Raw genomic sequence first — 26,128 nt, forward strand, 5'->3', positions numbered from 1 at the left:
CAGATCAGGTGTGCAACGGCTCCAGCGTAACGCCAATCGTGCCTGGCCCGGCATGGGTGGCCACGACCGCGCCAATGGGGTGGTCACCCAGATCATCCAGTTGCAGGCCCGCTAATCCGGCGCGGACCTCCTGCAAGTAGCCCTCACCACCGGGGGTGGACAGAAACGCCGCGCGGGCGCCGCCATGCTGCGCGGCGTACTTGCGCACATGGTCCATGAGGTCCTGCATGGCTTTTTTGTGCCCACGCACGCGCCCGGCCGATTCCACACGCCCATTCTTGACCGTCAGAATGGGTTTGATGTTCAGCAGGCTGCCCAGCAGCGCCTGCGCGCCGCCGATGCGTCCATTGATCCGCAGGAAATCCAGGGTATCCACGGTAAACCGGATATCGGCGTGTTGCGACACGCGCTCCAGTTCCGCGACAATTTCGGGAACCGTCTTGCCCATGTTAATAAGGTCAAGGGCGCGCAGCACCCGCATGCCCAGGCCCATGCTGACCGACTTGCTGTCAATAACGGTCACGCGGTCCCCAAAGTCCTGGGCGGCCAGGCGGGCGCTGCCCACCGTTCCCGACATCTGCCCACTGATATGAATGCTCAGCACATGGTCAGCGGTGGCCAGGGCCTTGGTGTAGACCTCGGCAAACTCGGCGGGACTGGGCTGGCTGGTGCTAGGCGTCTTCTTGCCCGCTTTCAGGCCAGCAAAGAGGTCCGCCGGCGTGATTTCAATGCCGTCTTTGTGCATCTTGCCGTCAAACAGCACATACAGCGGCACACTGACGAGGCCGAGGTCGGCGCACAGCTGCGCGCTGAGGTCACTTGTGGAATCCGTGACAATGGCAATGGTCATTCGCAGATACTAGCGTGACGGAAGACACGTTAAGGAGCTGACTGGAGCCATGACAGTTGAAAATGTCCAAGGAATCGGTTACTGCCCAGCGTCTGGAGAAGGCACACACCCCTTCTTGGCGCCCGCAGCATGCAGCCTATTCAGGAGTAGCGAGAGACCCTCACCGAATCGGCAGCGGCCTTATATTCCGGACATTTCTTGTCCTTGATCGCATCCCATAACAGGCCTGAAGACGGCGTGTCCTTCTTTTGTAACAGCACACATCGTCCCCAGCGTGAGGCGATAGGCCCCCGGCGGCGCCCTTGCCAGTAGGGGCAGAACCAGTCCTCCACAGCACCGCTCTGTCCAAGACGGCCTGTAGAGCAATATATTGTGTCCGCAGGGATAAAAACGAGCCGGTCCACAGTCTTCAGACTACGTCGTTCTGACTTTTGAAAGTAGGAAGGAGGCTGAGGGTCAAGCTGGGCTACGACAGTCCAACTTGACCCTACTGTTTTCAGCTCTCTTGCTGACGAAGTGAAGAGAACGCGCCTTTAGTCCTTCTTCTTAGGCTGCCACTTTTTGCGGCCCACTTCGGGCGCGCTGGTGGCCTGCTGGCCTTCTTCCAGGGCATTTTCTCCGACTTCGCTCAGATGAACATGTTCGGTGATGGGGGTCTCGGTGGCCGCCGGTTCACTCATAGGAGCGGCCTCGGCGGCAGGCGCCGCTTTGGGTTGCCACTTTTTGCGCTCGCCCGGAGCGGCAGCGGGGGGCGTCGGTGCAGAGGCGGGTGGGCTGACCTCAGCCTCAACAGGCGCCGCTTCAGCTGCGGGGACTTCCGCAGGAGCTGCCGCCGCTTTCGGCGACCACTTCTTGCGCTCGCCCGTAGCTGCAGGGGCAGGTTGAGGCTCGGCTGAGGGTATCAGCTCCGCCGCTGGAGTGGTCGAAGCAGCGGGGGGCGCCTCTGCTTCAGCGGCTTTCGCTTTCGGGGCCCAGGCCTTGCGGGCCGTAGGGGCAGGCGTTGGGGCCTCAGCCGGTTGAGCCGCAGCCTCAGCTGCCACAGGAGCGGGGTTCACATCGTCAGTTTTGGCCTTCGGGGCCCAGGCTTTCCTGGTGGGGGCAGCCTCTGGGGCCGCTGCCGGAGCCTCTGTGGCGACCGGGGCTGGGCTCACATCATCACCGCTGGCTTTGGGCTTCCAGCTTTTGCGGGTAGGCGCCGCCTCAGCGGGAGCCGTTTCAGTGGACACTGGCGCCGCACCAGGCGCCGTCTTGGGCTGCCAGGCCTTGCGGGCGCTGGCCTCGGGGTGGGCGGCCTGGGGTTCGGGCTGGGTGTCGCGGTTCTGCACTGGACTGCCCGGCTGAGCATTGAACAGCTCCGAGCCGGTTTCGCCTTCCACCGCTTCAGGAGCGCCGGCAGAGGGCTGGTCGCCGGTGCGGTGCATGGGCGTCAGGGCGTTGGGGGCGCTGACCACTTCAGGCTGCTCCAGCGGAGTCGCGTCAGGCACCGGCCCGGTGGGCGCGGCGGCGGGGGTCTGAAAGGTGCCGTCGGCGCGCTGCACGCTTTCCAGCAGCAGTTCGGCCACGTCCTTGACGATAATGTCGTCGCGGCCCTGTTTCTCGGGCGTGGAGTTCATCATGGACTTGCAAAAGGGGCAGCCCACGGCGACGACCTTCCCGGTCCGCTCGTACTCGTCGCTGGCAACCTGGGCACTGTCCAGCCGCGCCTGAAGCTCGCGGAAGCGGTTGTCAGACACGCGCTCGCGGCCTTCTTCCTCCTCTTTCCAGAACTGCGCGCCGCCGGCTCCGCAGCAGAACGAATTCTCGCGGCTGCGTTCCAGGTCCAGCACCTCGCCCGCCATCCTGGTGATCAGCGTCCGGGGGGCGTCATAGACGCCATTGTGGCGGCCCAGATAACAGGGGTCGTGGTAGGTGACGTGTTCAGGCAGTCGTTCCAGCGGCAACTGCCCCGCCGCCACCAGGGTTTCCAGATATTCGGTGTGGTGAACGGTCTTGTAGTCGCCGCCCAGCTGCTTGTACTCGTTGCCAATCGCGTTCATGCAGTGCGGGCAGGTGGCCACGATGAGTTTGGGGGCCACCGTGTTCAGCGTTTCCACGTTTTCCTGGGCCAGTTGCTGATACAGAAATTCGTTGCCCGAGCGGCGGGCGCTGTCGCCGGTGCAGGCCTCTTTCTTGCCCAGCACGGCATAGTTCACGCCGGCTTTGTCCAGCAGCTGCACAAACGAGCGGGCCACCTTCTGCGCGCCGGGGTCGTAGCTGGCCGCGCAGCCCACCCAGTAGATGACATCCGGCTCTGGATTCTCGTCAATGGTGGGCACTTTCAGGCCCTCGGCCCACTCCATCCGCTTGTCGCGCGAGATGCCCCAGGGATTGCTGGCACGTTCCATGCCCCGGAAGGCGGTTTGCAGCTGCGGCGGAAACTCGCCGGCCACCATGACCTGATGACGGCGAATGTCAATGATGTCCAGCATCTGCTCGTCCTGCACCGGGCAGACCTGCATGCAGGCGCCGCAGGTGGTGCAGGCCCAGACGGATTCCTCGTTGATGGCGTATTCCAGCAGCGGGTGGGCGGTGCTGGCCCCAGACTCGAAGGCCGCCGGTTTCAGCGTGAAGGGGCTGGGGTGCGAAGCGATGACATTCAGCTCCATGCGCTTGTTGATTTCCAGGGCGGCCGGGCTCAGGGCCTTGCCGGTGGCGTTCGCCGGGCACACGTCCTGACAGCGGTTGCACTGAATGCAGGCGTATGCGTCCAGCAGGCGCGGCCACTCCAGCTCTTCCAGCTTTTCGACGCCCAGCTTGGGCTCCTCGGCTTCCATCGCTTCTTCCAGGCCCTTCATGGGCGGCAACACGCCGCTGCCCACTGGACGCTTGAGGGCGTAATTCAGAGGTGCCATGAAGATATGGATGTGCTTGGTGTACGGAAAATAGGCCAGGAAGGCCAGCACGCTGCCCAGCGCGCCCCAGTACCCGAAGATGCGCCAGCCTTCAACGGCCTGCTCGCTGGCGCCACTAAACAGCGCGCGGCCCAGGGCCCCTGAGAGCGGCTGATAGGGGTCAAAGCCGCCCAGCACACGGGCTTCCTCGACCATCTTGGCGGCGTTGCCCAGTACGCGGCTGCCCACGTGGAAGGTGATAAACGCCGAGACGATCAGGCCGTCGCGCAAGATGTAGTTCTGGCGCACCAGCGGGTGCAGCAGCGTCTTTTCGGTAAAGCGGAAATCGCGCTTGCTGGGCAGAAACAGCCGCCGGATAACCAGACTAATGACCCCGACCAGCACCAGAAAACTCAGGATGTCCGCCAGCAGGTTGTAAGCGGCCAGGAGAGGGCTGTCCTTGCTGTAGATGTGAAAGGGAATGTACCCTTCCAGGCCGTCTATCACGTTAACCAGCAGGTAGTACACGAAACCGTAAAAGATAAAGGCGTGCAGCGTACTGATAACGGTGCGGCGGCGGAAGGTGCGCTCCTGGGTCAGGCTGACGCGCAGGGCCGAGACCAAGCGGGCGACTGGCCGGTCAAAGCGGGCTTCGGTCGCGGCCGCCCCGCGCGTGATGCGGCGGTACAGGCGGTAAAAGCCCCACAGGCCGAGGCCGCCGGCCAGCAGAGCAAAGACGAAAAACAGAATCTGGTGAACGAGGGGCAGCAAGAGGGCACTCCTTGGTCGAGGAAGGGAACAGGCGCAAAAACTTGTACTCAGTCAAAGTATAGAGGAAGGCGGGCGTCCACTCTATATCTAGCGTCACCCATGCACCGCGTCGCGCGTCAGGGCCAAGTGAAGAAAATACACCTCGTCCTGCTCCGTCTCTGGGCCGGCCTCAAAGTATTCCATGATGAGCGCCTCCAGGCGGCCCTTGAGCTCTCTGGCCTGTTCCCTGGACAGCTGAATGACCCCCCACTCGTTCAGCGGCAGTTCAGGCGCTGGGGCCTGCGCGTCGTCCAGCGCCCAGGTGGGTAACTGACGCCGACTGAGCATGCCGTCTTCTGTGACGCGCAGTTCAACCAACCAGTCCGGTGAGATTCGGCGGTATTCCTGGGTAAAGCCCTGAAGCAACCGTGTCCAGCCCGGCCGGTTCAGGCGGTCAAGCATGTCGTCCAGCGGCATTACGCGCGACGGATCAATAATGAACGTCTGCGCCACTGCCTGATAAAGCGCTGGGCGGCTGGTGCCAACTTCTTTGAGCAGCCCCAATTTAACAAAACGCTTGACCCAGTACGTCAGAGCATTCTGCGACTGCCCGGTGACCTCGGCTACTGCGGCAATAGACTGAGGCTCAAGCATAAAAGGACCCAGAAGGCGTGTTTTAGAGAAATCCAGAAGCACTTCTATTGCGGATGAATCATTGATGTTAACACGCCGCATGGAAAAATTCTACCGGGTTTTTTGGATTCTGGTGGCGCTAAGCTGCACCCCACTTCGGGAGATAGATTCAGGAGGCTGTTATGGAGCGAAGTAAAACCCTCATTATTCGGTGCCTGGCACTGGGCGTCACTCTGCTGATGCCAATGGCCAGTGCCTGCGGCACCGCCGGCCCTGGCGACCCCGGTTTCAAATGCATGATCAGAATCTGCCAGGTTAACTGAAGCCCGCTTTCCCGCCGTCGCCGTCCGCCCTCAGGCGGCGACGGTTTTCTCTGCCTTTTTTTGCCTCTAAGGAGACCCAAGATGCGTCATCACCTGCTGATCACCGCCGTTTTCCCCTTGCTGCTCGCCGCCTGTGGCGGAGGTGGCACGGGCACGCCAACGCCAAACCCCATTCCGACACCGAACCCAAATCCCAACCCAGGCTCGGCGGTAACGACCCGGCTGGCCGCCTGTCCGGCGGTCAGCAACAGCTCGGACCCGGCGGCTAGCGCCTGCCTGGCGGGCACCTACGCGGGCAAAACGCTGTCCGGCGCCGACTGCTCGCTGACGGTGCGGGCCGATGGCAGCTATGACTACGCCAGCCCCACCCTGAGTTACACCTCTGCGCCCACCGCCCAGTCCATTCGGGTCTTTGGGCACAGCGATCCGCAAAACACCCATCAGGTCATCTGGCTGATTAGCGACCCCATGTCGGCCAACGAACCCAAGGAACTGGACTTCGAAGCCCGCTGGGGCGCCTATATCCAGAGCCCTAAATTGGAAATTGAGGCGACCAAGCATCTGGCCGGCGGCGGCAGGGTGTCCTCGGCCTGCACCCTGACCCTGTAAAAGCCCTCTGCCGGCTTCTCCCAGCACCGGGAGAGGTCGGCACTTCTTTTTTTCTGCGGAGGTTCCATGCCCAAAGCTGTTGTGTCGGCTGCACTTCTGACCCTCTTCCTGGCAGCCTGCCAGAGAGGCACGCCCACTCCGGCGGTCCCGGTTCCTGCTGCGCCCACGGTCCCCGCCGCCACGACCGGCACCGTCAACGGCGTGCGGGTGGTGGACGCCAGCACCTATCAGGTGGGCTTTACACCCCTGAGCGACAAAGACATTGTGGCCAACGGGCAACTGAAAGCTGTAACGGTCAGGAGCCTAAGCGCGGGAACAGCCACCGCCTCGGTCTGCGGGCAGGTCCAGGTGCAGGACGCCATCACGGTGGCCATCAACCTGGACAGCACTGGCAGCATGGTGGACAACGACCCCGGCAAACTGCGCCGCGCCGCTGCCCAGGCCTTCGTGACCCGCATGACCGCCCAGGACAGGGCGGCGGTGCTGTCTTTTGACACTTACACGTCGGCCAGCACCGGCCTGCTGGCCTCGCGGCTATGGCAGGATTTTTCGGCTGATAAAACACTGCTGAATGCCGCCATCACCAAGGCCACCTTTGAGGGCGGCTCGACCCAGGTGTACGACGCCATCGTGGATGCCAGCAAACTGGCCCCAATGGGCACCGCACTGATTCTGACCGACGGAGAGGACAATTCGTCACGGAACTCGGCCCAGAAAGCAATAGATGAAGCCAAAAAGAATGGCACGAAGGTCTTTGTGATTGGCCTGGACGCCCGCAACACCCTGAACTTCCGCGCGCTGGAAGACATCACGGCGGCCACGGGCGGCCTCTTTCAGAAAACAGGCAGTGCCGCCGACCTGCAAGGCTTCTTTGACCGGATGTACAACGCCTTTCGCGCCCAGGGCTGCGTGCAGCTGAGTTTCACCCAGAAACCGGCGGCCGGCACCGCCGTTACCGGCACCCTGAGTGTGACGGTGGGCGCGCCTGATCGCCGGGACGCCCAGGTGGACGTACCCTTTACCCTGACCGTGAGGTAACGGCCGTGCCTTGGCCTCGCTTCTGCCCCCACCCCGCCCGGCGTCCTGCGCTAGCGTGAGGGCGTGAGTCTGACCGCTGCCGAACTGCAAACGTACCTGAGCGCCCTGGTGACTGGCGACCTGAAGCTGTCCACCATGATCTGGGGGCCGCCCGGCGTGGGCAAAAGCAGCGTGGTGGCGCAGGTGGCCGCGCGGCACAGCCTGGGGTTTGTGGACGTGCGCCTCTCTCAGCTGGCGCCCACCGACCTGCGCGGCCTGCCCGTGCCCGAAGCCGACGGCCAGGGGGGCGGCGTCAGCCGCTGGTATCCCCCTGAATTCCTGCCGCGTTCGGGCGCCGGCATCCTGTTTCTGGACGAGGTGAACATGGCCCCGCCCACCATGCAGGGCATGGCGCAGCAGCTGATTCTGGACCGGCGGGTAGGCAGCTACGAACTGCCGGGGGGCTGGTTTGTCTGGGCCGCCGGCAACCGCAAGGAAGACCGCGCCAGCGTCTTTGACATGCCGGCGCCGCTGGCCAACCGTTTCCTCCACCTGACCGTGCGCCCCGACTTTGACTCGTGGCGGGGCTACGCGCTGGGCCGGGGGCTGCACGAGCATGTGATTGCCTTCCTGACTTTCCGCCCCGAACTGCTGCACCGCCTGGACCCCCAGCAGCCCGCGTGGCCTAGCCCCCGCGCCTGGGAGATGGCGTCACGGCTGCACCGCGCCGGGCTGGACACCGCGCCGGCCATTGGCGAAGCTGCCGGGGCCGAGTTCAGCGCCTTCGTGCGGCTGTATGAGCAGCTGCCCGACCTGGGCATCGTGCTGGAGGGCCGGGGCGCCGGGCTGCGCCTGCCCGACGAGCCCAGCGTGCGCTACGCCGCTGTGGTGGGCCTGGCCGCCCGCGCCGGGGACGCCGATCAGGCCTACCACGCCTTTACCTGGCTGGCCGACAGTGCCGGTCCCGAATGGCTGCAACTGTACGTGGCCACGCTGGTCAGCAAATTCCAGGCCATCGGGCAACTGGGCGACCTGGCCGCGCTGATTGGCCGCGATGAACGCCTGGCCGCGCTGGTGCAGGGTACCCTGGCGATGACGGAAGGAACGTGAGGGGAGACAGTCAGTGGTTGATGGTGGCTGGAAGCGGGCAACTGCTTTTTCCATCACCCATCAACTTTCAACCATCCACACCGGAGGCCCCATGACGCCTCCGGCCAGCCCCGACTTTCAGCGCCTTATTTCGGGCTCGCGCCTGCGGCTGCGGGGAAAGTCGGCATTTTTTGCCACGCTGCTGCTGCACGCCGAATTCGTGCCGTCGCGGGAGGTGGCAGCCGCCGGCACCGACGGCGAGCGCGTCTACGTGAATCCCGAGGTGGCCGCCAGCCTGGCGCCCGATGTGCTGGACGGCCTGCTGCTGCACGAGGTTCTGCACGCCGCCCTGTCGCACGTCGAGCGGCGCGGCCCACGCGAGAAAAAACGCTGGAACAAGGCCGCCGACCTGATTGTCAACGGCATGGTCAGCGCCGCCGGCCTGCCCGTGCCGCCCCAGTCGCGCCGCGACGACCACCTTGAGCGCCTGAGTGTCGAAGAGGTCTACACCTCGCTGGACGGCGAGGCCGATGAGAATGGGGACGAGGAAGGCGACGACCTGCTGGACGCCCCCCCCAGCGACGCGCCCCCCAAACAGGGCAAGCCCGGCCAAAGCGTGACCCGGCAGTGGCAGCAGGCGCTGGCCCAGGCCCGCAGCGTGGACGCCATGAGCGGCGGCCAGGGCGACGATCCCCTGGGCATGCACCGAGAACTGATGCGCCTGGCCCCGGCGCGGCTGGACTGGCGCGCGCACCTGTGGCGCTTTCTGGCCCGCACCCCCGTGGACTTCGGCGGCTTCGACCGCCGCTTCGTGGGGCGCGGCCTGTATCTCGAAGCGCTGGACGACGAATCGATGCGCGCCCTGGTGGCAGTGGACACCTCCGGCAGTGTGGACGACGACGCCGTCAAAGCCCTGGTGGGCGAGGTTCAGGGGGTGCTGGGGGCTTATCCACATGTCAAAGCCACCCTCTACTACGCCGACACCGAGGCGTACGGCCCACACGACCTCTCGCCGGGCGGCGAGATTCCCCCGCCGCAGGGGGGCGGCGGCACCGACTTCCGGCCCATCTTTGCCCTGCTGGACACCCACGAGCCGGACGTGCTGGTGTACCTGACTGACGGCTACGGCGACTTTCCAGAGGCGGCCCCCAGAACCCCGACCCTCTGGGTGGTGCCGCCCGGCGGCCTGGAAGACGAGGGCTTTCCATTCGGCGAGGTGCTGCGGCTGGAGGAACACGGGTGAACGCCACCGAGCGCCCCGCCGGCTTTGTGCCTGACCTGACCCTGGTGCCGGGCGAGCAGGCGCGCTGGTTCGTGTTTGACGGCCCACGGCTCCTCCTGGACGATCAGGAGGCGCTGCCCACTGGAGCCAGTCTGCCCTTTCCTGCACAGGACGTGACCCCGCTAGGTGCCCTGGACGGCCAGCAGTTTTTTGCAGCCAGCGTGACGGCTGGGCCGCCGCCTGGTTTCAGTGCCCACGCCCTGCGCGCCTGTTTTGGGCGGCTGCCAGACACCGAGATGGGCCTGGCAGGTTACGCCGCACAGGTCATTGACTTTGTCCGCACCCACCGCTTTTGCGGGCGCTGCGCCGCGCCGCTGAGTGACAGCGGGCACGAACGCTCCCGCACCTGCCCGGCGTGTGGCCTGACGGTCTACCCGCGCGTGGCGCCTGTAGCGATGGTGCTGATTCGGCGCGGTGAGGGGCACAGCACCGAGCTGCTGCTGGCGCGCGGGCCTCACTTTGCGCCCGGCGTGTATTCCGCGCTGGCGGGCTTCGTGGAACCTTCAGAGACGCTGGAAGCCGCCGCCCACCGCGAGGTGCAAGAAGAGGTGGGCGTGCAGCTCACCAACCTCCGGTACGTGACCAGCCAGCCGTGGCCCTTTCCGCATTCGCTGATGCTGGGCTTTGAGGCTGAGTACGCGGGCGGCACCATCACCCCACAGCCGGGCGAGATTGAAGACGCCCGCTGGTTTCCGGTCACGGCGCTGCCGGGGGTGCCGCCGCCCTTCAGTGTGGCCCGCACCCTGATTGACCGGGCGGTGGGGGCGGCCCTGGGCGGCGTGGCATCATCGGCCCCATGACGGCGGAACTTGACCCACGCACGCTGACCCTGCTGGGGGTGGAAGGCGCCCTGGCGGCGGCGGCCGCGCCCCGCGCCAGTGCCGAGACCTTAGGCGGCCTCTCGGCCCACCCGGACAGCCGCGTGCGCGCCCTGGTGGCCCGGCACCCCAACACGCCCCCCGAGGTGCTGGGCATCCTGGCGGCCGCCTACCCGGCCGAGGTGCTTGGCAATCCAGGCCTCCCCCTGATGCGTCTGGCCCGCCCAGGACTGCTGGGCGCCTTTCCGGCTGACGGGGTGATTGCGCTGCTGAACACCGACGGCGCTCCTGGCTGGATCACCGACGCCGCGCTGCGCCACGAGGACTACGCGGTGCGCACGGCCCTGGCGACGCGCGCGAGCCTGAGCGCCGAACGGGTCGCAGCGCTGGCGCAGGACGCGGGCTGGCAGATCCGCGAAGCGGTGGCCCGGCGGGACGACCTGCCCGAAGCGCTGGTGCGGCAGCTGGCCACCGATGACGACTATGACGTCAGAAAGGCGGTCGCCGCCCGCCCCGAGCTGCCCGGCGATGTGCTGCGGGTCTTTGTCACCGACCCGCACGGCCTGGTGCGAGCCAGCGTGGCGCGGCGGCTGGACCTGCCGCTGGACTGCCTGCTAACCCTGGCCACCGACGGTGACCCCGACGTGCTGGCCACCCTGGCCCGCCGCGTGGACCTGCCCGCCAACGTACGCGAGTGGCTGGCCACCAATGACCAGCCCGGTGTGCGCGCCGCCGCCCTGCAGGGCTGGGCCGTGCCCCCCGCCTGGCTGGCACGCGCGGGCCAGGACGCCGACCCCGACGTGCGCGCCGCCCTGGCCCGGCGCCCTGACGCGCCGCCGGAGACCCTGACCCACCTGGCCAGCGACGAATCCGAAACGGTGCGCCGCGCCGTGCTGGAGCGCAGTGACCTGCCCGACGGGGCAGTACTGGCCCTAGCCCGCGCCCCCGAAGCGGATATCCGGCTGCATGTGGCCAGCGCCGAGGGGCTGTCGGGAGCGGTGCTGGACGCGCTGGTGGGCGACAGTGACGCCACGGTGCGGACCGTGCTGGCGGTGCGCCCGGACCTGGGCACCGGGCGCCTGACCCGGTTGGCCGCCGACCCCAACCCTGAGGTGCGCCGCGCCGTGGCCTACGCGCCGGGCACCCCGGCCAGCGTCCTGGCCACCCTGGCCGCCGACCCCAACGCCGGCGTGCGCCGCGCCGCCGCCCGGCACCCGGCCCTGGACACCGGGGCGCAGGCGGCACTGGTCACCGACCCCGACGAAGGCGTGCGGCTGGCGGTGGCGGGCCGGGTGGGCCTCTCCGCCGCCTCACGCGCCGCGCTGGCCCAGGACACCGACCCCAGCGTGCGCGCCGAGGCGTCCGCGAGTTGAGCGCCGCCCTGGCCGCCCCTTTCACGGCAGACTGCCTGGCATGACTGACATTCGTTTGCCACTGGGCGGCCTGAAATTCAGTGTCCGCGTGGTGATTCTGTGTACGCGCGGCCCCTTCCTGCTCACCAACACGGGCGCAGGGGAGTTCGGTGCTGGCTTTCACTTTTTGCCGGGCGGCGCGGTGGGGGTGGATGAAGCCACCGAGACGGCCGCCCAGCGCGAGTGGCAGGAGGAAACCGGCCTGCCCGCTGGGCCCCTGCAGCTGGTGGGCGTCATGGAGAACTTCTTTGGCCCCGCCGAAAAGCGGCAGCACGAGCTGGGGTTCTACTACCACATGGACGCGCCCGATGCGGTGCCGGCCGCGCCGTTTCTGACGCTGGACAACGCCGAGGTGAGCTGTCAGTGGGTGGCGTTCAGTGACCTGGAGACCACCCCGGTGTATCCACTGGTGGTGCGGGAGCTGCTTGAGGTGCCCGTGGGCGTGGTGCGGCACCTCGTCCACCGGGAGAGCCCTGGAGCCTGATCCTGCTCAGAGGTCACTGCATCTGCGGCGCGGCGCAGCGACAGGGCCAGCCATACTGCCAGCATGTCCCCAGACCCCGCGCAACTGGCCCAGCACCTGACAGCGCTGGCCGCCCAGGACCAGGCCACCCTGTCAGAAGCCCAGCCCCTCGTGCAGGCGTTCTGGCAGGCGGCCCAGGACGCCAGCCTGCCGCCCGACACGGCTCTGGCCTGGCTGCTGCCGGGTCTGTCAGGCGCCAATCTGGAGGTCGCCGGCCTGCTGGGCGTGGCGGCGGGCGCCCTGGTAGAAGCCGGCGCCGACCCCGAACCGGGCGCCGAGCCGCTGCTCCATGGGCTGGTGCGCAGCCTGACCGGCAGTGTGCGGCTGGCCGAGGCTTATCTGGACACCCAGAGCGCTCAGGCGGAGAGCGAGGGTGACGCAACTGGAGACGGCGAGGCCGCCTGGCTCCAGCAGGCCAGGGCGCTGGCCCCAGACGATGTGCGGGCCTGGCACGCCCTGGACCTGTTTGGCCGCGCGGGCGTGACCTTTCTCAGTCGCCTGCCCGAGACGCGCGTGGCTTTCCGGGCCAAATCTGGCATCCTGGCCGCGCTAGACGCCCTTCAGGACCTGCACGAATGGGCCGACTGGCTGCTGAAGCTGCTGCAAGCCCCCTACAAAGAGGCCATGCTGGTGCTGCATCCGGGCCTGGGGCGTGGCTTCTGGATAGAGGTCTCGGGCGTGGCCGACAATTTTCAGCTGCACACGCTGCTGGCCGGCGCCCTGGTCACGCCTGGCCTGTTACCGGGCCGGGCGCCGTCACCCGCTGCACTGGCCGAGGCGCTGGGCGAGACCACCGAAGAAGCGGTGACGCACACCGGCACCTTCAATCTGGTGAACTGGTTTGGCCTGCGCCCCGACGGCACGCTGGGCGGGGGCATGGCCGCCACCAGTGCCTGGATCTGGAATGAGGGCGTGCCCGCCGATATCGCTTTGTTTGAGGGGGAGCGGGTCATTCTGCTTACTGACCCGCCCTACGAGCGCACCTGGACCGCACCCCCCATGTTCAGCGCCCTGCGGCCCGAAGTGCGGGTCACCGCGCAACTGAGTGCAGCTGAGGTCAAGGCCTGGCTTCGCCGTTTAGCGGCGCGGATGCCGACCAGCACGAAGACGGCGACACCTGATACGGATGCCGATTGAATCAAGCAGAAGGCTTGATGAAAGCAAAGCGAAATTGAACCAGCGGCCTCTCAGACTCGAAAAGCTTTGCAGAAGAGCGAGAGGGAATGACGGCAGATTCCACTTCTTGACGGCACAGCCGGGAACGCACCCTTCACACCTGCATATTGTGGAATTCGTCTGACCTGTTTACGCCGGGCTGAGGTTGGCAAACTTGACCAGCAGCTTCTTGGTCCCGGCGCTTGGAAAATGCACGGTCACCTCCTGTCGGTCGCCCAGCCCCGCTACCGCCAGCACCTGCCCCTCGCCAAACTTGGGATGCTTGACCTTTTCTCCGCCTCGGTAGGCCATATCTGCCGTCATGGGGCTGGTGTTTTTAACTGCCGCAGGCACGGTCGGGCGGTAAGTCTTCCAGGTCTTGGCGCGGTATTCGACCACCTGCCCGTAGGGGTCCACGGTGTCAAAGTGCCCCTCGATTTCTTCCAGAAAGCGGCTGTCTTCGGCGGCGTTGGTCTTGCCAAACTGCATGCGGTTCTGGGCGGCCGTCAAGAACAGGCGCTCCATCGCCCGCGTGATGCCCACGTAAAACAGGCGCCGCTCCTCTTCTATACCGCCTGCTTCCACCAGCGCGCCCCGGCTGGGCAGCAGGCCTTCCTCGGCGCCCACGATGAACACCACCGGAAATTCCAGGCCTTTGGCGTTGTGCATGGTCATCAGGGTGACGGCGTCTTCGGGCGCGCCCTTGTTCTCGGCTTTGGTACGCATGTCATCCACGCTGGAGAGCAGCGCGGCGTCATCCAGAAAATCGGCAATAGTGCCAACGGTGCCCTCGTGCTCCTGCGCCCATTCCTGAGCAGCGTTGATCAGTTCGTCCAGGTTTTCCATCCGCACAGCGCCTTCTGGCCCTTCCTGGCGCAGCAGGTCGAGGTAGCCACTGGTTTCTATCACGTAGCGCAGGAACTGGGCCGGCTCGTAGTTGTCGGCGGCGTCGCTCATGGCTTCCATCAGGCGGGCGAACTCGACCGGCTTGCCCGCGCCCCGGTCCAGAATGCGGTCTTCCTCGGCGCGGGCACAGGCGGTCAGCAGACTGGTGCCGTTGATGCGGGCCCACTCCAGCAGCTTTTCCAGCGCCGTGTCGCCGATGCCGCGCCGGGGCCGCCCGATGATGCGGCGCAGCGCCACGTCATCACTGGGATTAATCGCCAGGCGGGCATACGCCAGGATGTCCTTGATTTCGCGGCGGTCATAAAAGCCCACGCCGCCGACAATCTTGGCCGGAATCTGCACCCGGCGCAGCGACTCTTCGATCACGCGGGATTGGGCGTTCGTGCGGTACAGAATGGCCATCTCGGTGAACTTGCGGCCTTCTAGATTGTGCAGCCGTGTCAGCCACTCCGCTACAAAGTCGCCCTCGGCCCGGTGATCGGTGGCGCGGTGAAAGACCACGGGGTGTCCATCTTCCTTGACCGGCTTTAAGGTCTTGTCCAGGCGCTCGGCGTTGTTTTCAATCAGCTTGTTGGCAATGGTGAGCACGCGGGCGCTAGAGCGGTAGTTGTGTTCCAGCAAATACACTTTGGCATCCGCATAATCCTTTTGAAAATCAAGGATGTTTTGAATATCGGCGCCTCTAAATCTATAGATCGACTGGTCGGGGTCCCCGACCACTAAGAGGTTCCGGTCTCTTGAAGCCAGCAGCCGCGTCAATTCGTATTGCGCCTTGTTCGTGTCCTGATACTCGTCCACATGAATAAACTTGGCGCGGTTCTGCACCGCATTCAGGACACCCGGTACTTCATGGAAAAGGCGCACTGTTTCAGTAATCAAGTCGCCAAAATCAATGGCATTCTGGCCCTTCTTGCGCGCCTCGTAGCGGCGGTAGGCTTCGGCCGCCGCTTCACGCGGGATACCAGAAATAAACGGCTCGCCGCTGCGGTCCAGATCGCCGGGCGTCAGCAGATTGCTCTTGGCGCGGTCCAGAATGCCGCGCACCACGCGCGGTGAGGTCTCAGGCCCGATGCCAGGAATGGAGCCCATGATTTCTTTCAGAATGTCGAGCTGGTCGTCGTCGTCGTAAATGACAAACCCGCGCCGCAGCCCGATGTGCTCGCCGTAGGCGCGCAAAATCCGCACGCCCGCAGAGTGAAAGGTGCTCATCCAGAGTTTGTCAGCGCCGGGCACTAGGTGGCTGGCCCGCTCGCGCATCTCGGCGGCGGCCTTGTTGGTAAAGGTTACGGCCAGAATCTCGCCGGGGTTCACCCCATAGTGCCCGATCAGGTGGGCCATCCGGTAGATCAGGGTGCGGGTCTTGCCGCTGCCCGCGCCGGCAATCACCAGCGCCGGACCGGTGAAGTGGTCGGCGGCCTGGGCCTGCGTGGGGTTCAACTGCGAAAGAAGGTCGGGCGCGCTCACCGAACGAGTGTATCAGGGTTTGTTCTGTTCAGGGCGTAATCCATGCCCTAACCTGTTCCCGCTCCGGGCACGCTTTTCGCCGCGCCTAACCCTGCTACGCTCCGGCCGTGCCGGTCTCCTCTGCTCCCTCTGCCATGTCGCTGCGCGCTTCCCGGTTGGCGCTGGGCAGCGTGGTGGTGGCACTGGTGGTGCTGGGCCTTAAATTTCTGGCCTACGCGCTGACCGGCAGCGTGGCGCTGTACTCGGACGCCCTGGAAAGCGTAATTAACGTGGCGGCAGCGGTGGCGGCGTTTGTGGCGCTGCGGGTGGCGGCCCGGCCGGCCGACGCCGGTCACCCCTACGGCCACACGAAAGCCGAGTATTTCAGCGCGGTGGCCGAGGGCGTGCTGATTGTGCTGGCGGCCGTGGCCATTGCGGCCGAGGCCATTCCGGCGCTGCTGCACCCGGCGGCTGTGGACGCGCCGCTGCCGGGCCTGGCGGTGAATCTGGGGGCCAGTGTCCTGAACGCGGGATGGGCCGCGCTGCTGCTGCGCCGGGGCCGCGCGCTACGGTCACCCGCGCTGCTGGCCGACAGCCGACACCTGCTGAGCGACGTGGTGACCAGCGTGGGCGTGCTGCTGGGGGTGCTGGCCGCCAAAGCAACAGGACTGGCGTTTCTGGACCCGCTGCTGGCGCTGCTGGTGGCCCTGCACATTCTGTACAGCGGCGCCCATCTGGTGCGCGAGAGCGTGGGCGGCCTGATGGACGCGGCCGTAGACGCCCAGACCGAGGCCCGCATTCGCCGGCTGCTCAGCGAACACGGCGAGGGCGCCCTGGAAATGCACGACCTGCGCACCCGCCACGCCGGCCGCATGACCTTTATCGAGTTTCATATGGTGGTGCCGGGCGACATGACGGTCACCAGCGCCCACGCCATCTGCGACCGCCTGGAAGACGCCCTGAGCGCCGAAATGCCGGACATCCACGTCACCATTCACGTTGAACCACAGGAACAGGCCAAGCACCACGGCGTGCTGGTCCTGTAACGGCGGCGTGAGACTTTCTCAATTGAGGCTGGACCTGGATGCGCCACCGAGAGACCTATTCAGCGTCGCCGCTGCGTCTGCTTTCTGGCTCTCACTGGCAGTCTTCAGAAGCTGTAGAGAAGAACCTCAACCGCGCTCAGGCGAATGAACACAACTCCGCAGCAGCTCACTGGCAGTGGTCCTGCGTGGCCTGGAGAAGCGTGCTGTTGTCCCCACAGGCAACAGCCCAGCGCTCTGCGTTCCCGCCTCAGGTCTAAAGAAACCTGCACGCAATGACGCGGTTGAGCAGGTGCCAGCTTACCTATACTCGCCTGAAGCAAGGGGGACGTATGGGGGAAATTGATGTGCCGAACGACGCGCATCTGCGTTCGCGGGTGGGGCCGACCCGGCCACCGCTGGGCGCGCGGTGCAGCATTCTGGTGGACGGCGTGGCGCAGGCCGCCCATGAGGGCGAAGCGCTCATTGAAGTGATTAACCGCGCGCAAATCGAACTGGCCCAGGTGTGCTACCACCCGCAGCTGGGGCCAGTCCAGACCTGTGACACCTGTGCCGTCGAGATTGACGGCGTTCTTGGCCGGGCCTGCGGCACCCCGGTGCGGGCGGGGCTGGTCGTGCGGACGCAGACGAACGCGGCGCGCACCGCCCAGCGCGACGCCTACGACCGCCTAGTCGCCAACCACGACCTGTACTGCACCGTGTGCGACAACAACAACGGCAACTGCACCGTTCACAACACGCTGACCCTGCTGGCCCCCGAACACCAGACCCGGCCGTTTCAGCCCAAAGGCTACGCCAAAGACACTTCCAACCCCTTTTACCAGTACGACCCCGACCAGTGCATCCTGTGTGGCCGCTGCGTGGAGGCGTGCCAGAACGTTCAGGTCAATGAAACCCTGAGCATCGGCTGGGAAATGGAGCAGCCGCGCGTGCTGTGGGACGGCGGCAAGCCGGTCGGCGAATCCAGCTGCGTATCGTGCGGTCACTGCGTGACGGTGTGTCCCTGCAACGCCCTGATCGAGACCTCTATGGTGGGCCAGGCCGGCCTGTTCACCGGCATTCCCCTGCCCGTCTGGAACGCCGCCATTGACGTGGTCAAGGGCGTGGAGGTCAGCACGGGCCTGCAAGCGATCACGGCTATCTCGGAGATCGAGTCGGCCGGGCGCGACCGCTATATCCAGAAAACCAAAACGGTTTGCACCTACTGCGGCGTGGGCTGCTCGTTTGATGTGTGGACCAAAGACCGGCAGCTGCTGAAAGTCGAGCCGGGCCAGGGCCACGCCAACGGCATCTCCACCTGCGTCAAAGGCAAATTCGGCTGGGACTACGTGAACAGTGGCGAGCGCCTGACCAAACCGCTGATCCGCGAGGCCACTGGTTTCCGGGAAGCTAGCTGGGCAGAGGCGCTGGACCTCGTGGCCAGCCGCCTGGAGAGCATTAAGGCAGCGCACGGGCCAGACGCCCTGGCCTTTGTGGCGAGTAGCAAGAGCACCAACGAAGAAATCTTTCTGGTGCAAAAGTTCGCCCGCCAGGTCATCGGCACCAACAATGTGGACAACTGCTCGCGGTACTGCCAGTCGCCGGCCACCAAAGGGCTGTCGCAAACAGTGGGTATTGGCGGCGACAGCGGCACCATCCACGACATCGAGCAGGCCACCTTAGTCGTCACCGTCGGCAGCAACACCGCCGAAAGCCACCCGGTGCTGGCCACCCGCATCAAGCGGGCGCAGAAACTGAACGGTCAGCAGGTCATCGTCTTTGATCTGCGCGAGCACGAGATGGCCCGGCGGGCCAATCAGTTTATCCGGCCCAAGCCCGGCACCGATTTTGTGTGGGCCAGCGCCCTGGCCAAGTTCATTCTGGACAACGACCTGGAAGATAAGGCGTTCTTGCAGGAGCGGGTCAACGGCCTAGACGAGTACCGCGAGTCCATCGCCGACTACACCCTGGCCTACGCAGCGGCGGAAACCGGCATTCCGGAAGCCACCCTTGAAGCCCTGGCCCGGCAGATTGCAGCCGAGGAGCGGGTGTGCATTCTGTGGGCGATGGGCGTGACCCAGCAGTGCGGCGGCAGCGACACCAGTGCGGCCCTGAGTAACCTGCTGCTGGTGACAGGCAACTATGGCCGCACCGGCACCGGCGCCTATCCTCTGCGCGGGCACAACAACGTACAGGGCGCGGGCGACATGGGTGCCATGCCCGACCAGGTCAGCGGCTACCAGAAAATCACGGACCCTCTGGCCATTCAGCGCCACGAACGCGAGTGGGGCATCACCCTGCGCCCCGAAAAAGGTCTGGACAACACCGAGATGATGGACGCTGCGCTGGAGGGCACGCTGAAGGGCCTGTGGATCAGCGGCGAAGAGATGAGCCTCACCGACGCCAACGTCAACCATCTGGCCAAGGGCTTTGAAGCGCTCGACTTCCTGGTCGTGCAGGACCTGTATTTCACCAACACCGCCCGCTACGCCGACGTGGTGCTGCCCGCCGCCGCCTCGCTGGAAAAAGAAGGCACCTTTACCAGCACCGAGCGGCGCATTCAGCGCCTGTACCGGGTGATGGAGCCGCTGAAGGGCACCAAGCCCGACTGGGAAATTTACCAGGCGGTGGCCCAGCGGCTGGGGACCAACTGGGCCTACACGCACCCGTCGGACATCATGACCGAGATTGCGCGCCTGACGCCTTCCTGGGTGGGCGTGACCTACGAGCGGCTGGAAGGCTACCGGTCACTGTGCTGGCCGGTGAAAGAAGACGGCACCGACACGCCGCTTTTATATACCGACCGCTTTCACTTTCCGGACGGCAAGGCCAAGTTGCACCCCGCCACCTACAAACCCCGGCAGCAGGCGCCGAGCGCCGAATACGACTTGCACCTGAACAGCGGGCGCATGCTAGAGCATTTTCACGAAGGCAACATGACGTTCCAGGTGCCCGGCATTGTCAGTAAGGCGCCCGATACCTTCGTGGAGGTCAGCCGCGAACTGGCTGCCGAGCGCGGCATTCAGAGCGGCCAGTGGGTGCGCCTGGTCAGTCCGCAGGGCTCGGTGAAGGTGCGCGCGCTGGTGACGGGCCGCGTGCAGGCCAACGAACTGTACCTGCCCATGAATGCCCGCCACGCCGAGGCCGCCGTCAACCGCCTGACGGGCAGCCAGGGTGATTCTCAGACCAACACGCCCGCCTACAAAGACACCAGCGTCCGGATGGAACTGCTGCCCGAGGTCGGAGACAACCCCTTGCCCGTGACCAACCACCGCTGGGGCCACCCGACACCCCAGGACGGCGTCGAAGTCGAGCGCAAATGGGCGCGGCCCGACTATGTGTTTCCGGGCGGCCTGCTGCCCATGCACGGCGACAGCTTGAATACGCGGGTCGACAACCTCAGCGCCGATGATTGAAGCCTCTTTTCCCTGCTCTGGCAGGGCTGGGGCCGGGCGGCATGTGACGCACGCCTGCGCCCGGTTCATCAGGAGTTGCCATGGCCAAAGCGCTTGACTATGCCCCCCGTCCTCCAACCTCTCAGGAACGCCTCGCCTCTGAGGTCGAGGACTCGACAGACGCCCTGCTAGAAGGCCTGGAACTCCTGCGCGTCCTGCACGACCACGGCGTGCTGAATGTGCTGGGCAAGACTGTGCGCGGGGGCGAGGGCCTGACCGCCTCGCTGCTTCAGATTCTGGGTGGTTCGGGTGGCACCACCTTTTTACGCAACGTTTCCGAGCTGAGCCGGACGCTGGGCACCCTGGACCCGCGCGAGGTCGGCCTGCTGGGCCACGCCCTGACCACCGGGATTAACGAGGGCGCGCGCCATGTGACCGCCGGCAAGGGGGTGGGGCTGGGCGAACTGATGGGCCTCCTGAAAGACCGGGACGTACAGGTCGCGCTGGGCGCCATCCTGGCGCTGCTCAAGGGCCTGGGCCGCGCTCTGCGTGAGGCAGACGGCGAAACCCAGGAGAACGCCAATCAGGCCGAGGTAAGCCGGTGAGCAGGGCCAGCGCCGAGCTGCCGGTCACCCGTTGGCGAGCGGGACAGGCCAGCGTGGGCACCGACGATATAGCCACGGAAGAGCCGCTGGCCCTGCATCTCCACACCCCAGATGCCCAGATGCCACTAGGCGTGCTGATGAGGACGCCTGGCCAGGACCACGAGCTGCTGCTGGGCTGGCTGGTGTCAGAAGGGCTGCTGCCCGCCGAGTTCTCGCTGGCCCCTGACCCGGACAATCCCGACCTCTGGCACCTGCACACGCCCGACCACGCACGGCTGGCTGCCGGGGCGCGGCTGGCGGTGTCGTCCAGCGCCTGCGGGGTGTGTGGGTCAGGCAGCATAGAACAGCTGCTGGCGCGGGCCACGGCGCCAGTTTGGGAGGCAGGCGCTCTCAGCGCGGGCCTGCTGGCCGACCTGCCCGAACGCCTGCGCGCGGCACAACCCGGTTTTGCCCGGACAGGTGGGCTGCACGGCGCAGGCCTCTTTACGGCGGATGGGCAGCTGCGCGTGGCCTTCGAGGATGTGGGGCGGCACAACGCCACTGACAAGGTGGTGGGCTGGGCACAGGCGCGCGGCGAGTTGCCCCTGCGCAGCGAGGTGCTGGTGGTCAGCAGCCGCGCAGGCTTCGAGATTGTGCAGAAGGCCGTGGTGGCGGGCGCTGCCGTGGTGGCCGCTGTGGGCGCCGCCACGAGTCTGGCGATTGACACAGCCGCCGCGTTTGGGGTGACCCTCTGCGGATTCACGCGGGAGGGACGCCTGACAGTCTACACCGGCGCCGAGCGGGTCCAGCCGTGAAGCGACCCGACGTGGTGGAGACTTTGAGTTCGAGGATTCTCTGCTCGAATTGAGCGGAGAGGCCCTGAGTGTGGGCAGGTCTTGGCTAACTCTCCTCTGCCCTGAACCTGTCTGCTGGATAGCGAATCCGCACCGCTGCCCACCCTCACTTGAGGTCCTGATAGAGCAAGCTGAACAGACGCCAGAGGTCAAGATTGATCCGGCTGGCCTGCGCCTCGTGGTGAATTTGATCTGCCTCCCCTGACTGCAATCTGCATCCGAACGACATGCCGGACGGAGCGGCGGTTGAGAGATTGACCCAGCCACCGCCAGGGTCTATCCAGTAGGTTTGGCTTCAAGCCGAAGGCTTCCACACTCATGGGGCGGTGTTCACCCTGGGCCAGGGCTGGCGGCTTCCAGCCTCGCCAGAAACCCGGTCACAGCACGCAGGATGTCTTCTTCAGCCTTCGCGCGGGTGACCGTGGGCAGGCCGTCGCCCTTTTGCGGCCCGTAGCGACCAAAAAAAGCGTGCACCGCACCCGGAATAACGGTCAGGGTCGTGCCGGCCGGCAAGCGGTCCAGACCGCCGCGCACCGCGTCTGGGGCAGCCACGCCGTCCTGCTCGGCCAGCAGGGACAGCACAGGCAACTGCTGGTCCTTCAGGCTGACGTTGCCAGCAGGATAGGCCGCCATCAGCAGCAGGCCGTCCACACGCCCCGGTTGCCGAGCGGCATACTGCGCGGCCATGGCGCCGCCCAGGGAATGCCCAGCCAGGACCACGCGCTTGCCAGCCCCAAACCGCTCTATCAGGGCGGCGGCGCGTGACGGCCCCAGCACTGCCAGGTCGGCGGGAAAGGCCGGAATGACCGTTTCGACCCCCTGGGCACTCAGAGCGCGGCCCAGCCATTCGTAGGCCTGGGGCCGCACCAGGCCGCCCGGATACAGCACCAGCAGGGTCCGGGCCGCGCCCGCAGCCGGCTGAATATGCAGGGCGGGGCCGCCCACCTGCACCAGCGCCACCTGCGCGTCGCTGCCGGCCCCTGGCGGCACAGCGTCCTGCCCGGCGATCAGAGGCGGCCGAAAGACCAGGGGCTGGGCCTGGGCGGCCAGGTAGCCCAAGAGCGCCGACAGCAAAGCCAGCAACCAGGCGCGCAGGCGGGGCGAGAGCGGGCGGCGATCGCGGAGGGTCGGCATGGTGCTCAGCCTACCGGTGCAGGTGGGCGGCCCCGCGTTAGCATGCAGGGCGTGACCTCTCCCCTTGCCGAGCGGCCCACCCGGCCCCTGCCCACCAAGCCGGCCGGGCATGTGGAACTGGCGCGCTATTCCAGCCTGGCCCGGTTCTGGAGCCTGCTGGGCGGCGCGGCGCGCTCCGGGCGGCGCGTGACCCTGGTGCGCGGCGACGCCCCAGATGTCTGTCGGCGGCGCATTGGTGGGTACGCCCTGGCTGGGGCAGGCGTCTTTCTGGACACGGCGCGCACAGCGGCCCATCTGGAAGACGGCTTTGCGCCGCATTCAGCGCTGGTGGCGCTGCTGGCGGGTGACCCCCAGCCGCTGCGCGACGAACTGAACGCCCACTTTGAACTGCGGGTGGACTTCACCCTGGCCCTGACAGCCCGTCGCGACCTGATCGCCCGCCCCGAGTTCCGGTTTGTGCCCATCGTGGCTGGCCTGAGCAGCCTGCCCGACGACCTCCTGCTGGACGTGCGCCGCCTGGGCCGCGACGAACTGCACCTGCTGATTCAGCGGGCGTGTGGCCTGGCGTAGAAAGGAAGTGAGGAGTGGGCAGTAGGAAGTGGGACTATCGTTCCCACTCCCCTTTTTACCCGTCGCTTGGCGTGCGCTTCTTTGGACTTCTCGCCGCAAAACTCGCCAAGCGGGCCGTGACCTGGGGCGGGGTTTTCAGCAGCAGGTCACGGGCGTTCGGGTGGGTCTGGGCGAAAACCTCCACACGGTCCATCAGGGTGGAAAACACGTCCTCCGGCATGTCCAGGGCGGGGGTCAGGCGCACGGTGCGCTTGCTGCTCAGCGACAGGTTGGCCATCACGCCCGCGCCGTGCAGTTCGCGCAGGGCCAGGATGGCGGTGGCTTCAAAGACAATTTCTTTCAGGGAACCGGGCAGCGGCACACCCACCATCGGCCGGAATTGCAGCGCCATCAGGAGGCCCTGGCCCCGCACCTCCTCCAGCAGCCCTGGAAAGCGGCCTTGTAGGGTCTGAAGTCGGCTCAGGCCCTGTGCCCCCAGCGCGCGGCTGCGCTCCGGCAGGTCGTGTTCAAGCAGGTATTCCAGGCTCCTGACGCCCACCGCCATCGCCAGGGCGCCGCCGCCGAAGGTGTTGCTGTGGCGCTTGCTGCTCAGGCCGCCCAGCATCTTCTTGTAAATGGGCGCGCGGACGATGGTGGCGCCCACCGCCGTCATGCCGCCGCCCAGCGGCTTGGCCAGCGTGATGATGTCCGGGTCCAGCCCCTGCGCCGCCGACTCGAACCAGTGGCCGGTGCGGCCCAGCCCGGTCTGAATCTCGTCGGCAATCACAGGAATCCCGTGGCGCCGGCACAGCTCGCCCAGGCCACGGAGGAAACCGGGCGGGGGAATATTCACGCCGCCCTCGCCCTGAATGGGTTCCACGACCACGCAGGTCACGTTGTCTGGCCCCACGCGCCGCAGCAGGGCGGCCAGCGCGTCCAGGTCGCCGTACGGACTGGTCAGCGCACCGGGAATAAGAGGCCGGAAGATGTCCTGATATTCGGGATTGGGGGTTAGGCTCAGGCTGCCCAGGGTCTTGCCGTGGTAGCCACTGCCAAAGGAAATCTGAAACTTGGCGCGGGGCCGCCAGGCTTTGGCAAACTTCAGTGCGCCCTCAATGGCCTCGGTGCCGCTGGAGCAGAAAAAAACCTGACTGTCCGCGTGGCTGGGCAGGTCGCGGGCCAGCAGGCGCACCAGATTGGCCTGCAGGGCCGCGCGCCACGGCCCGCTGGACTGTTGGGGCAGGCCCATCGCGCGGTTTTTTTGCAGGAACTCGGCCATGAACGACGTAATGGCCGGGGGCATCTCGCCAAAGGGCATGGCCGCGTAGCCGCTGGCATTGATGCGGCGCGTACCGGTTTCGTCTTCCAGTTCCCAGGGGGTCACGCGGTAAAACGGCCCGGCCAGGCCCAGCACGTCCAGGCCATACAGCAGTTCTTCGTTGCCGTGCGCGAGTTCCAGGCGGCGCACCTCTGGGCCGCTGAGCTTCTCGTCCAGCACGTCACGCGCAGAAATGAAACCGGGAGGCAGGACAGACATGGCGGCCAGTGTAAAGCAAAGCCTGAAGTGCCCAGAGCTGCCAGGGCAACGGGTTCTGCCGCTGTGGGCTCGGATTCCATTCAAGCGGAGTGGGGGCTAAACCGCCCGGCCCCTTCCGGCTGCCTGGCATGACCGAGGCGCCCTCTTGTTTACGGATTCTGCTTCATGACGGCACAGCTGGCAAAGCACCGTCTACGCCTCACAGAGTGCGGAATCCCTATGCGCTCTTTCTCCGCTCGGATTTCACCCAGCGTTCTGCTGGATTCCAGCGGCGTCCGTTTTAGTCCTGCTGGGCCCTGAGCGCCGGCACCCCGCCGGGATGGGCGCGGGCGTCCAGCCCATCGGCGCGCAGGTACTCGGCCGCCAGCCCAGACCGCACGCCCCGTTCGCACACCACCAGCAACGGGCCGTGCGCTGGGGTCAGGCCGTGGGCGCCCGCCTCGATGGCCTCCAGCGAGACAGCCAGGACCAGCTGCGGGGTTAGTGCCTCCAGTGGCTCGGCCTGCCGCAGGACCTCTGGGCGCAGGTCAATCAGGGTAAGGGAACCGGACACCATACCGGGCAGCATATGCGCGGGCACATTCCGACCTGGGCACTCGGGTATGCTGGGCCGCATGGAAGATGTCACCCCGCAAGAAGGGCAGCGCCGCGTGCAGGCCGGCGCGCTGCTCGTGGACGTGCGCGAGCAAAGCGAATACAACGAGGTTCACGCCGAAGGCGCCCAGCTGCTGCCCCTGAGCGAACTGGAAGCCCGTTACCAGGAACTGCCCCAGGACCGCGAACTGGTCATGATCTGCCGCAGCGGCGCCCGCAGCGCCCGCGCCGGCGAGTTTCTGAAAGAGCGGGGCTACGGCCAGGTGGTCAATCTGGCCGGCGGAACGATGGCCTGGGTCGAGGGCGGGCTGCCCAGCGTGCAGGGGCAGGGCTGATGGATACCGAACAGACCACCGCGCCGGCTGGCCTGCCCAGCGAGGAGCAGGTTCTGGAAGCCCTGAAGGTCGTCAAGGACCCCGAAATCCCGGTCAATGTGGTTGACCTGGGCCTGATTTACGGCGTGGATGTGCAGGACGGCGGCTTGGTGGACATCACCATGACCCTGACCAGCGTGGGCTGCCCGGTACAGGACCTGATTCGCGCCGACGCCGAGATGGCTGTGGGCCGCCTGGACGGGGTAAACAGTGTTAACGTGGAATTCGTCTGGACGCCACCCTGGGGACCGGACAAGATGACCGACGACGGCAAACGCCAGATGCGGATGTTCGGTTTTAACGTCTAAGACAGAGAGAGGTTAGAGCAGATGGCTGATGGCGAAAGCGCCGTCACCATCTGCTTTTCGTCATCCTGGCCCTGCTGGCAAAGCTGTCAGCAGGCGG

22 protein-coding genes are annotated in these 26,128 nt (G+C 66.1%); 15 read left to right on the top strand and 7 right to left on the bottom strand.

All coding sequences use genetic code 11. The annotated features are described in order from the left end of the window. Positions 1-4: 4 nt before the first annotated feature. The 3 genes from GO986_RS05915 to GO986_RS05925 form a co-directional block, all read right to left on the bottom strand. Complete coding sequence (locus GO986_RS05915) at positions 5-850, bottom strand: DegV family protein (RefSeq protein WP_157458342.1); 846 nt, start codon at positions 848-850, stop codon at positions 5-7. 533 nt (positions 851-1,383) lie between these two features. Further along, on the bottom strand, positions 1,384-4,491 hold the full coding sequence (locus GO986_RS05920) for a heterodisulfide reductase-related iron-sulfur binding cluster (protein WP_157458343.1): 3,108 nt from the start codon (positions 4,489-4,491) through the stop codon (positions 1,384-1,386). Between the two features lie 93 nt (positions 4,492-4,584). Then, on the bottom strand, positions 4,585-5,124 hold the full coding sequence (locus tag GO986_RS05925; RefSeq protein ID WP_157458344.1) for a hypothetical protein: 540 nt from the start codon (positions 5,122-5,124) through the stop codon (positions 4,585-4,587). Between the two features lie 383 nt (positions 5,125-5,507). On the opposite strand from GO986_RS05925, the gene GO986_RS05930 reads away from it, so the two are divergent. The 8 genes from GO986_RS05930 to GO986_RS05965 all read left to right on the top strand — a co-directional run bounded on the left by GO986_RS05930 (position 5,508) and on the right by GO986_RS05965 (position 13,313). Next, positions 5,508-6,035 (top strand): hypothetical protein, encoded by a 528-nt coding sequence (locus GO986_RS05930; RefSeq protein WP_157458345.1) that lies wholly within the window; start codon positions 5,508-5,510, stop codon positions 6,033-6,035. Positions 6,036-6,101: 66 nt separating this feature from the next. Continuing rightward, a complete protein-coding gene (locus GO986_RS05935) occupies positions 6,102-7,073 on the top strand; it encodes a vWA domain-containing protein (protein ID WP_157458346.1) in 972 nt (323 codons plus the stop codon). A gap of 63 nt (positions 7,074-7,136) precedes the next feature. Next, the gene (locus GO986_RS05940) at positions 7,137-8,162 is read left to right on the top strand and encodes an ATP-binding protein (RefSeq protein WP_369409185.1); all 1,026 of its coding nucleotides are present in this window, start codon (positions 7,137-7,139) and stop codon (positions 8,160-8,162) included. Positions 8,163-8,253: 91 nt separating this feature from the next. Further along, positions 8,254-9,384 (top strand): vWA domain-containing protein, encoded by a 1,131-nt coding sequence (locus tag GO986_RS05945; protein ID WP_157458347.1) that lies wholly within the window; start codon positions 8,254-8,256, stop codon positions 9,382-9,384. Next, positions 9,381-10,223 carry an NAD(+) diphosphatase gene (gene nudC / locus GO986_RS05950; protein ID WP_369409186.1) on the top strand — a complete coding sequence of 281 codons (843 nt, stop codon included), beginning with the start codon at positions 9,381-9,383 and terminating at the stop codon, positions 10,221-10,223. Before GO986_RS05945 ends, nudC begins: the two co-directional genes overlap by 4 nt. Further along, positions 10,220-11,614, top strand: a complete 1,395-nt coding sequence (locus tag GO986_RS05955) for a hypothetical protein (RefSeq protein WP_157458348.1) — start codon at positions 10,220-10,222, stop codon at positions 11,612-11,614. The genes nudC and GO986_RS05955 overlap by 4 nt, the downstream gene beginning before the upstream one ends. A 40-nt stretch (positions 11,615-11,654) precedes the next feature. Continuing rightward, positions 11,655-12,137 (top strand): NUDIX domain-containing protein, encoded by a 483-nt coding sequence (locus GO986_RS05960; RefSeq protein WP_157458349.1) that lies wholly within the window; start codon positions 11,655-11,657, stop codon positions 12,135-12,137. A 63-nt stretch (positions 12,138-12,200) separates the two neighbouring features. Next, positions 12,201-13,313 carry a hypothetical protein gene (locus GO986_RS05965; protein ID WP_157458350.1) on the top strand — a complete coding sequence of 371 codons (1,113 nt, stop codon included), beginning with the start codon at positions 12,201-12,203 and terminating at the stop codon, positions 13,311-13,313. A gap of 168 nt (positions 13,314-13,481) precedes the next feature. On the opposite strand, the gene GO986_RS05970 is transcribed toward GO986_RS05965, so the two are convergent. Next, positions 13,482-15,701 (bottom strand): ATP-dependent helicase, encoded by a 2,220-nt coding sequence (locus GO986_RS05970; RefSeq protein ID WP_369409187.1) that lies wholly within the window; start codon positions 15,699-15,701, stop codon positions 13,482-13,484. Positions 15,702-15,835: 134 nt separating this feature from the next. Between GO986_RS05970 and mntE the strand changes: the two genes are divergently transcribed. The 4 genes from mntE to GO986_RS05990 all read left to right on the top strand — a co-directional run bounded on the left by mntE (position 15,836) and on the right by GO986_RS05990 (position 21,496). Continuing rightward, positions 15,836-16,726 carry a manganese efflux transporter MntE gene (gene mntE, locus GO986_RS05975; protein WP_157458387.1) on the top strand — a complete coding sequence of 297 codons (891 nt, stop codon included), beginning with the start codon at positions 15,836-15,838 and terminating at the stop codon, positions 16,724-16,726. Positions 16,727-17,055: 329 nt separating this feature from the next. After that, complete coding sequence (gene fdhF / locus GO986_RS05980) at positions 17,056-20,118, top strand: formate dehydrogenase subunit alpha (protein ID WP_157458351.1); 3,063 nt, start codon at positions 17,056-17,058, stop codon at positions 20,116-20,118. Positions 20,119-20,198: 80 nt separating this feature from the next. Next, complete coding sequence (locus GO986_RS05985) at positions 20,199-20,702, top strand: helical membrane plugin domain-containing protein (RefSeq protein WP_157458352.1); 504 nt, start codon at positions 20,199-20,201, stop codon at positions 20,700-20,702. Continuing rightward, positions 20,699-21,496 carry a formate dehydrogenase accessory sulfurtransferase FdhD gene (locus tag GO986_RS05990; protein WP_369409188.1) on the top strand — a complete coding sequence of 266 codons (798 nt, stop codon included), beginning with the start codon at positions 20,699-20,701 and terminating at the stop codon, positions 21,494-21,496. The genes GO986_RS05985 and GO986_RS05990 overlap by 4 nt, the downstream gene beginning before the upstream one ends. A gap of 369 nt (positions 21,497-21,865) precedes the next feature. On the opposite strand, the gene GO986_RS05995 is transcribed toward GO986_RS05990, so the two are convergent. Next, complete coding sequence (locus tag GO986_RS05995; RefSeq protein WP_157458353.1) at positions 21,866-22,669, bottom strand: alpha/beta fold hydrolase; 804 nt, start codon at positions 22,667-22,669, stop codon at positions 21,866-21,868. A 42-nt stretch (positions 22,670-22,711) separates the two neighbouring features. Here GO986_RS05995 and GO986_RS06000 point away from each other — a divergent pair, with 42 nt between their 5' ends. After that, positions 22,712-23,239, top strand: a complete 528-nt coding sequence (locus GO986_RS06000; RefSeq protein ID WP_157458354.1) for a hypothetical protein — start codon at positions 22,712-22,714, stop codon at positions 23,237-23,239. A 55-nt stretch (positions 23,240-23,294) separates the two neighbouring features. Here the strand turns inward: GO986_RS06000 and GO986_RS06005 are convergent, their stop codons facing one another. Then, positions 23,295-24,755, bottom strand: a complete 1,461-nt coding sequence (locus tag GO986_RS06005; RefSeq protein WP_157458355.1) for a class-III pyridoxal-phosphate-dependent aminotransferase — start codon at positions 24,753-24,755, stop codon at positions 23,295-23,297. Positions 24,756-25,035: 280 nt separating this feature from the next. Continuing rightward, a complete protein-coding gene (locus GO986_RS06010) occupies positions 25,036-25,311 on the bottom strand; it encodes a rhodanese-like domain-containing protein (protein WP_157458356.1) in 276 nt (91 codons plus the stop codon). A 58-nt stretch (positions 25,312-25,369) separates the two neighbouring features. Between GO986_RS06010 and GO986_RS22825 the strand changes: the two genes are divergently transcribed. Beyond that, positions 25,370-25,684, top strand: a complete 315-nt coding sequence (locus GO986_RS22825; protein WP_232337470.1) for a rhodanese-like domain-containing protein — start codon at positions 25,370-25,372, stop codon at positions 25,682-25,684. Beyond that, positions 25,684-26,031: a metal-sulfur cluster assembly factor gene (locus tag GO986_RS06020; RefSeq protein WP_198170430.1), complete on the top strand. Its 348-nt coding sequence runs from the start codon at positions 25,684-25,686 to the stop codon at positions 26,029-26,031. Before GO986_RS22825 ends, GO986_RS06020 begins: the two co-directional genes overlap by 1 nt. Positions 26,032-26,128: the final 97 nt, after the last annotated feature.

The sequence above is a fragment of the Deinococcus arboris genome, from assembly GCF_009755355.1.
Classification (GTDB): Bacteria; Deinococcota; Deinococci; order Deinococcales; family Deinococcaceae; genus Deinococcus; species Deinococcus betulae.

Bases quoted from the DNA above. Each gene is read 5' to 3' on its own strand.
- GO986_RS05915 (WP_157458342.1), bottom strand. From the start codon at position 850: ATGACCATTGCCATTGTCACGGATTCCACAAGTGACCTCAGCGCGCAG.
- GO986_RS05925 (WP_157458344.1), bottom strand. From the start codon at position 5,124: ATGCTTGAGCCTCAGTCTATTGCCGCAGTAGCCGAGGTCACCGGGCAG.
- GO986_RS05930 (WP_157458345.1), top strand. From the start codon at position 5,508: ATGCGTCATCACCTGCTGATCACCGCCGTTTTCCCCTTGCTGCTCGCC.
- GO986_RS05935 (WP_157458346.1), top strand. From the start codon at position 6,102: ATGCCCAAAGCTGTTGTGTCGGCTGCACTTCTGACCCTCTTCCTGGCA.
- GO986_RS05945 (WP_157458347.1), top strand. From the start codon at position 8,254: ATGACGCCTCCGGCCAGCCCCGACTTTCAGCGCCTTATTTCGGGCTCG.
- GO986_RS05955 (WP_157458348.1), top strand. From the start codon at position 10,220: ATGACGGCGGAACTTGACCCACGCACGCTGACCCTGCTGGGGGTGGAA.
- GO986_RS05960 (WP_157458349.1), top strand. From the start codon at position 11,655: ATGACTGACATTCGTTTGCCACTGGGCGGCCTGAAATTCAGTGTCCGC.
- GO986_RS05965 (WP_157458350.1), top strand. From the start codon at position 12,201: ATGTCCCCAGACCCCGCGCAACTGGCCCAGCACCTGACAGCGCTGGCC.
- mntE (WP_157458387.1), top strand. From the start codon at position 15,836: ATGTCGCTGCGCGCTTCCCGGTTGGCGCTGGGCAGCGTGGTGGTGGCA.
- fdhF (WP_157458351.1), top strand. From the start codon at position 17,056: ATGGGGGAAATTGATGTGCCGAACGACGCGCATCTGCGTTCGCGGGTG.
- GO986_RS05985 (WP_157458352.1), top strand. From the start codon at position 20,199: ATGGCCAAAGCGCTTGACTATGCCCCCCGTCCTCCAACCTCTCAGGAA.
- GO986_RS05995 (WP_157458353.1), bottom strand. From the start codon at position 22,669: ATGCCGACCCTCCGCGATCGCCGCCCGCTCTCGCCCCGCCTGCGCGCC.
- GO986_RS06000 (WP_157458354.1), top strand. From the start codon at position 22,712: ATGCAGGGCGTGACCTCTCCCCTTGCCGAGCGGCCCACCCGGCCCCTG.
- GO986_RS06005 (WP_157458355.1), bottom strand. From the start codon at position 24,755: ATGTCTGTCCTGCCTCCCGGTTTCATTTCTGCGCGTGACGTGCTGGAC.
- GO986_RS06010 (WP_157458356.1), bottom strand. From the start codon at position 25,311: ATGGTGTCCGGTTCCCTTACCCTGATTGACCTGCGCCCAGAGGTCCTG.
- GO986_RS22825 (WP_232337470.1), top strand. From the start codon at position 25,370: ATGGAAGATGTCACCCCGCAAGAAGGGCAGCGCCGCGTGCAGGCCGGC.
- GO986_RS06020 (WP_198170430.1), top strand. From the start codon at position 25,684: ATGGATACCGAACAGACCACCGCGCCGGCTGGCCTGCCCAGCGAGGAG.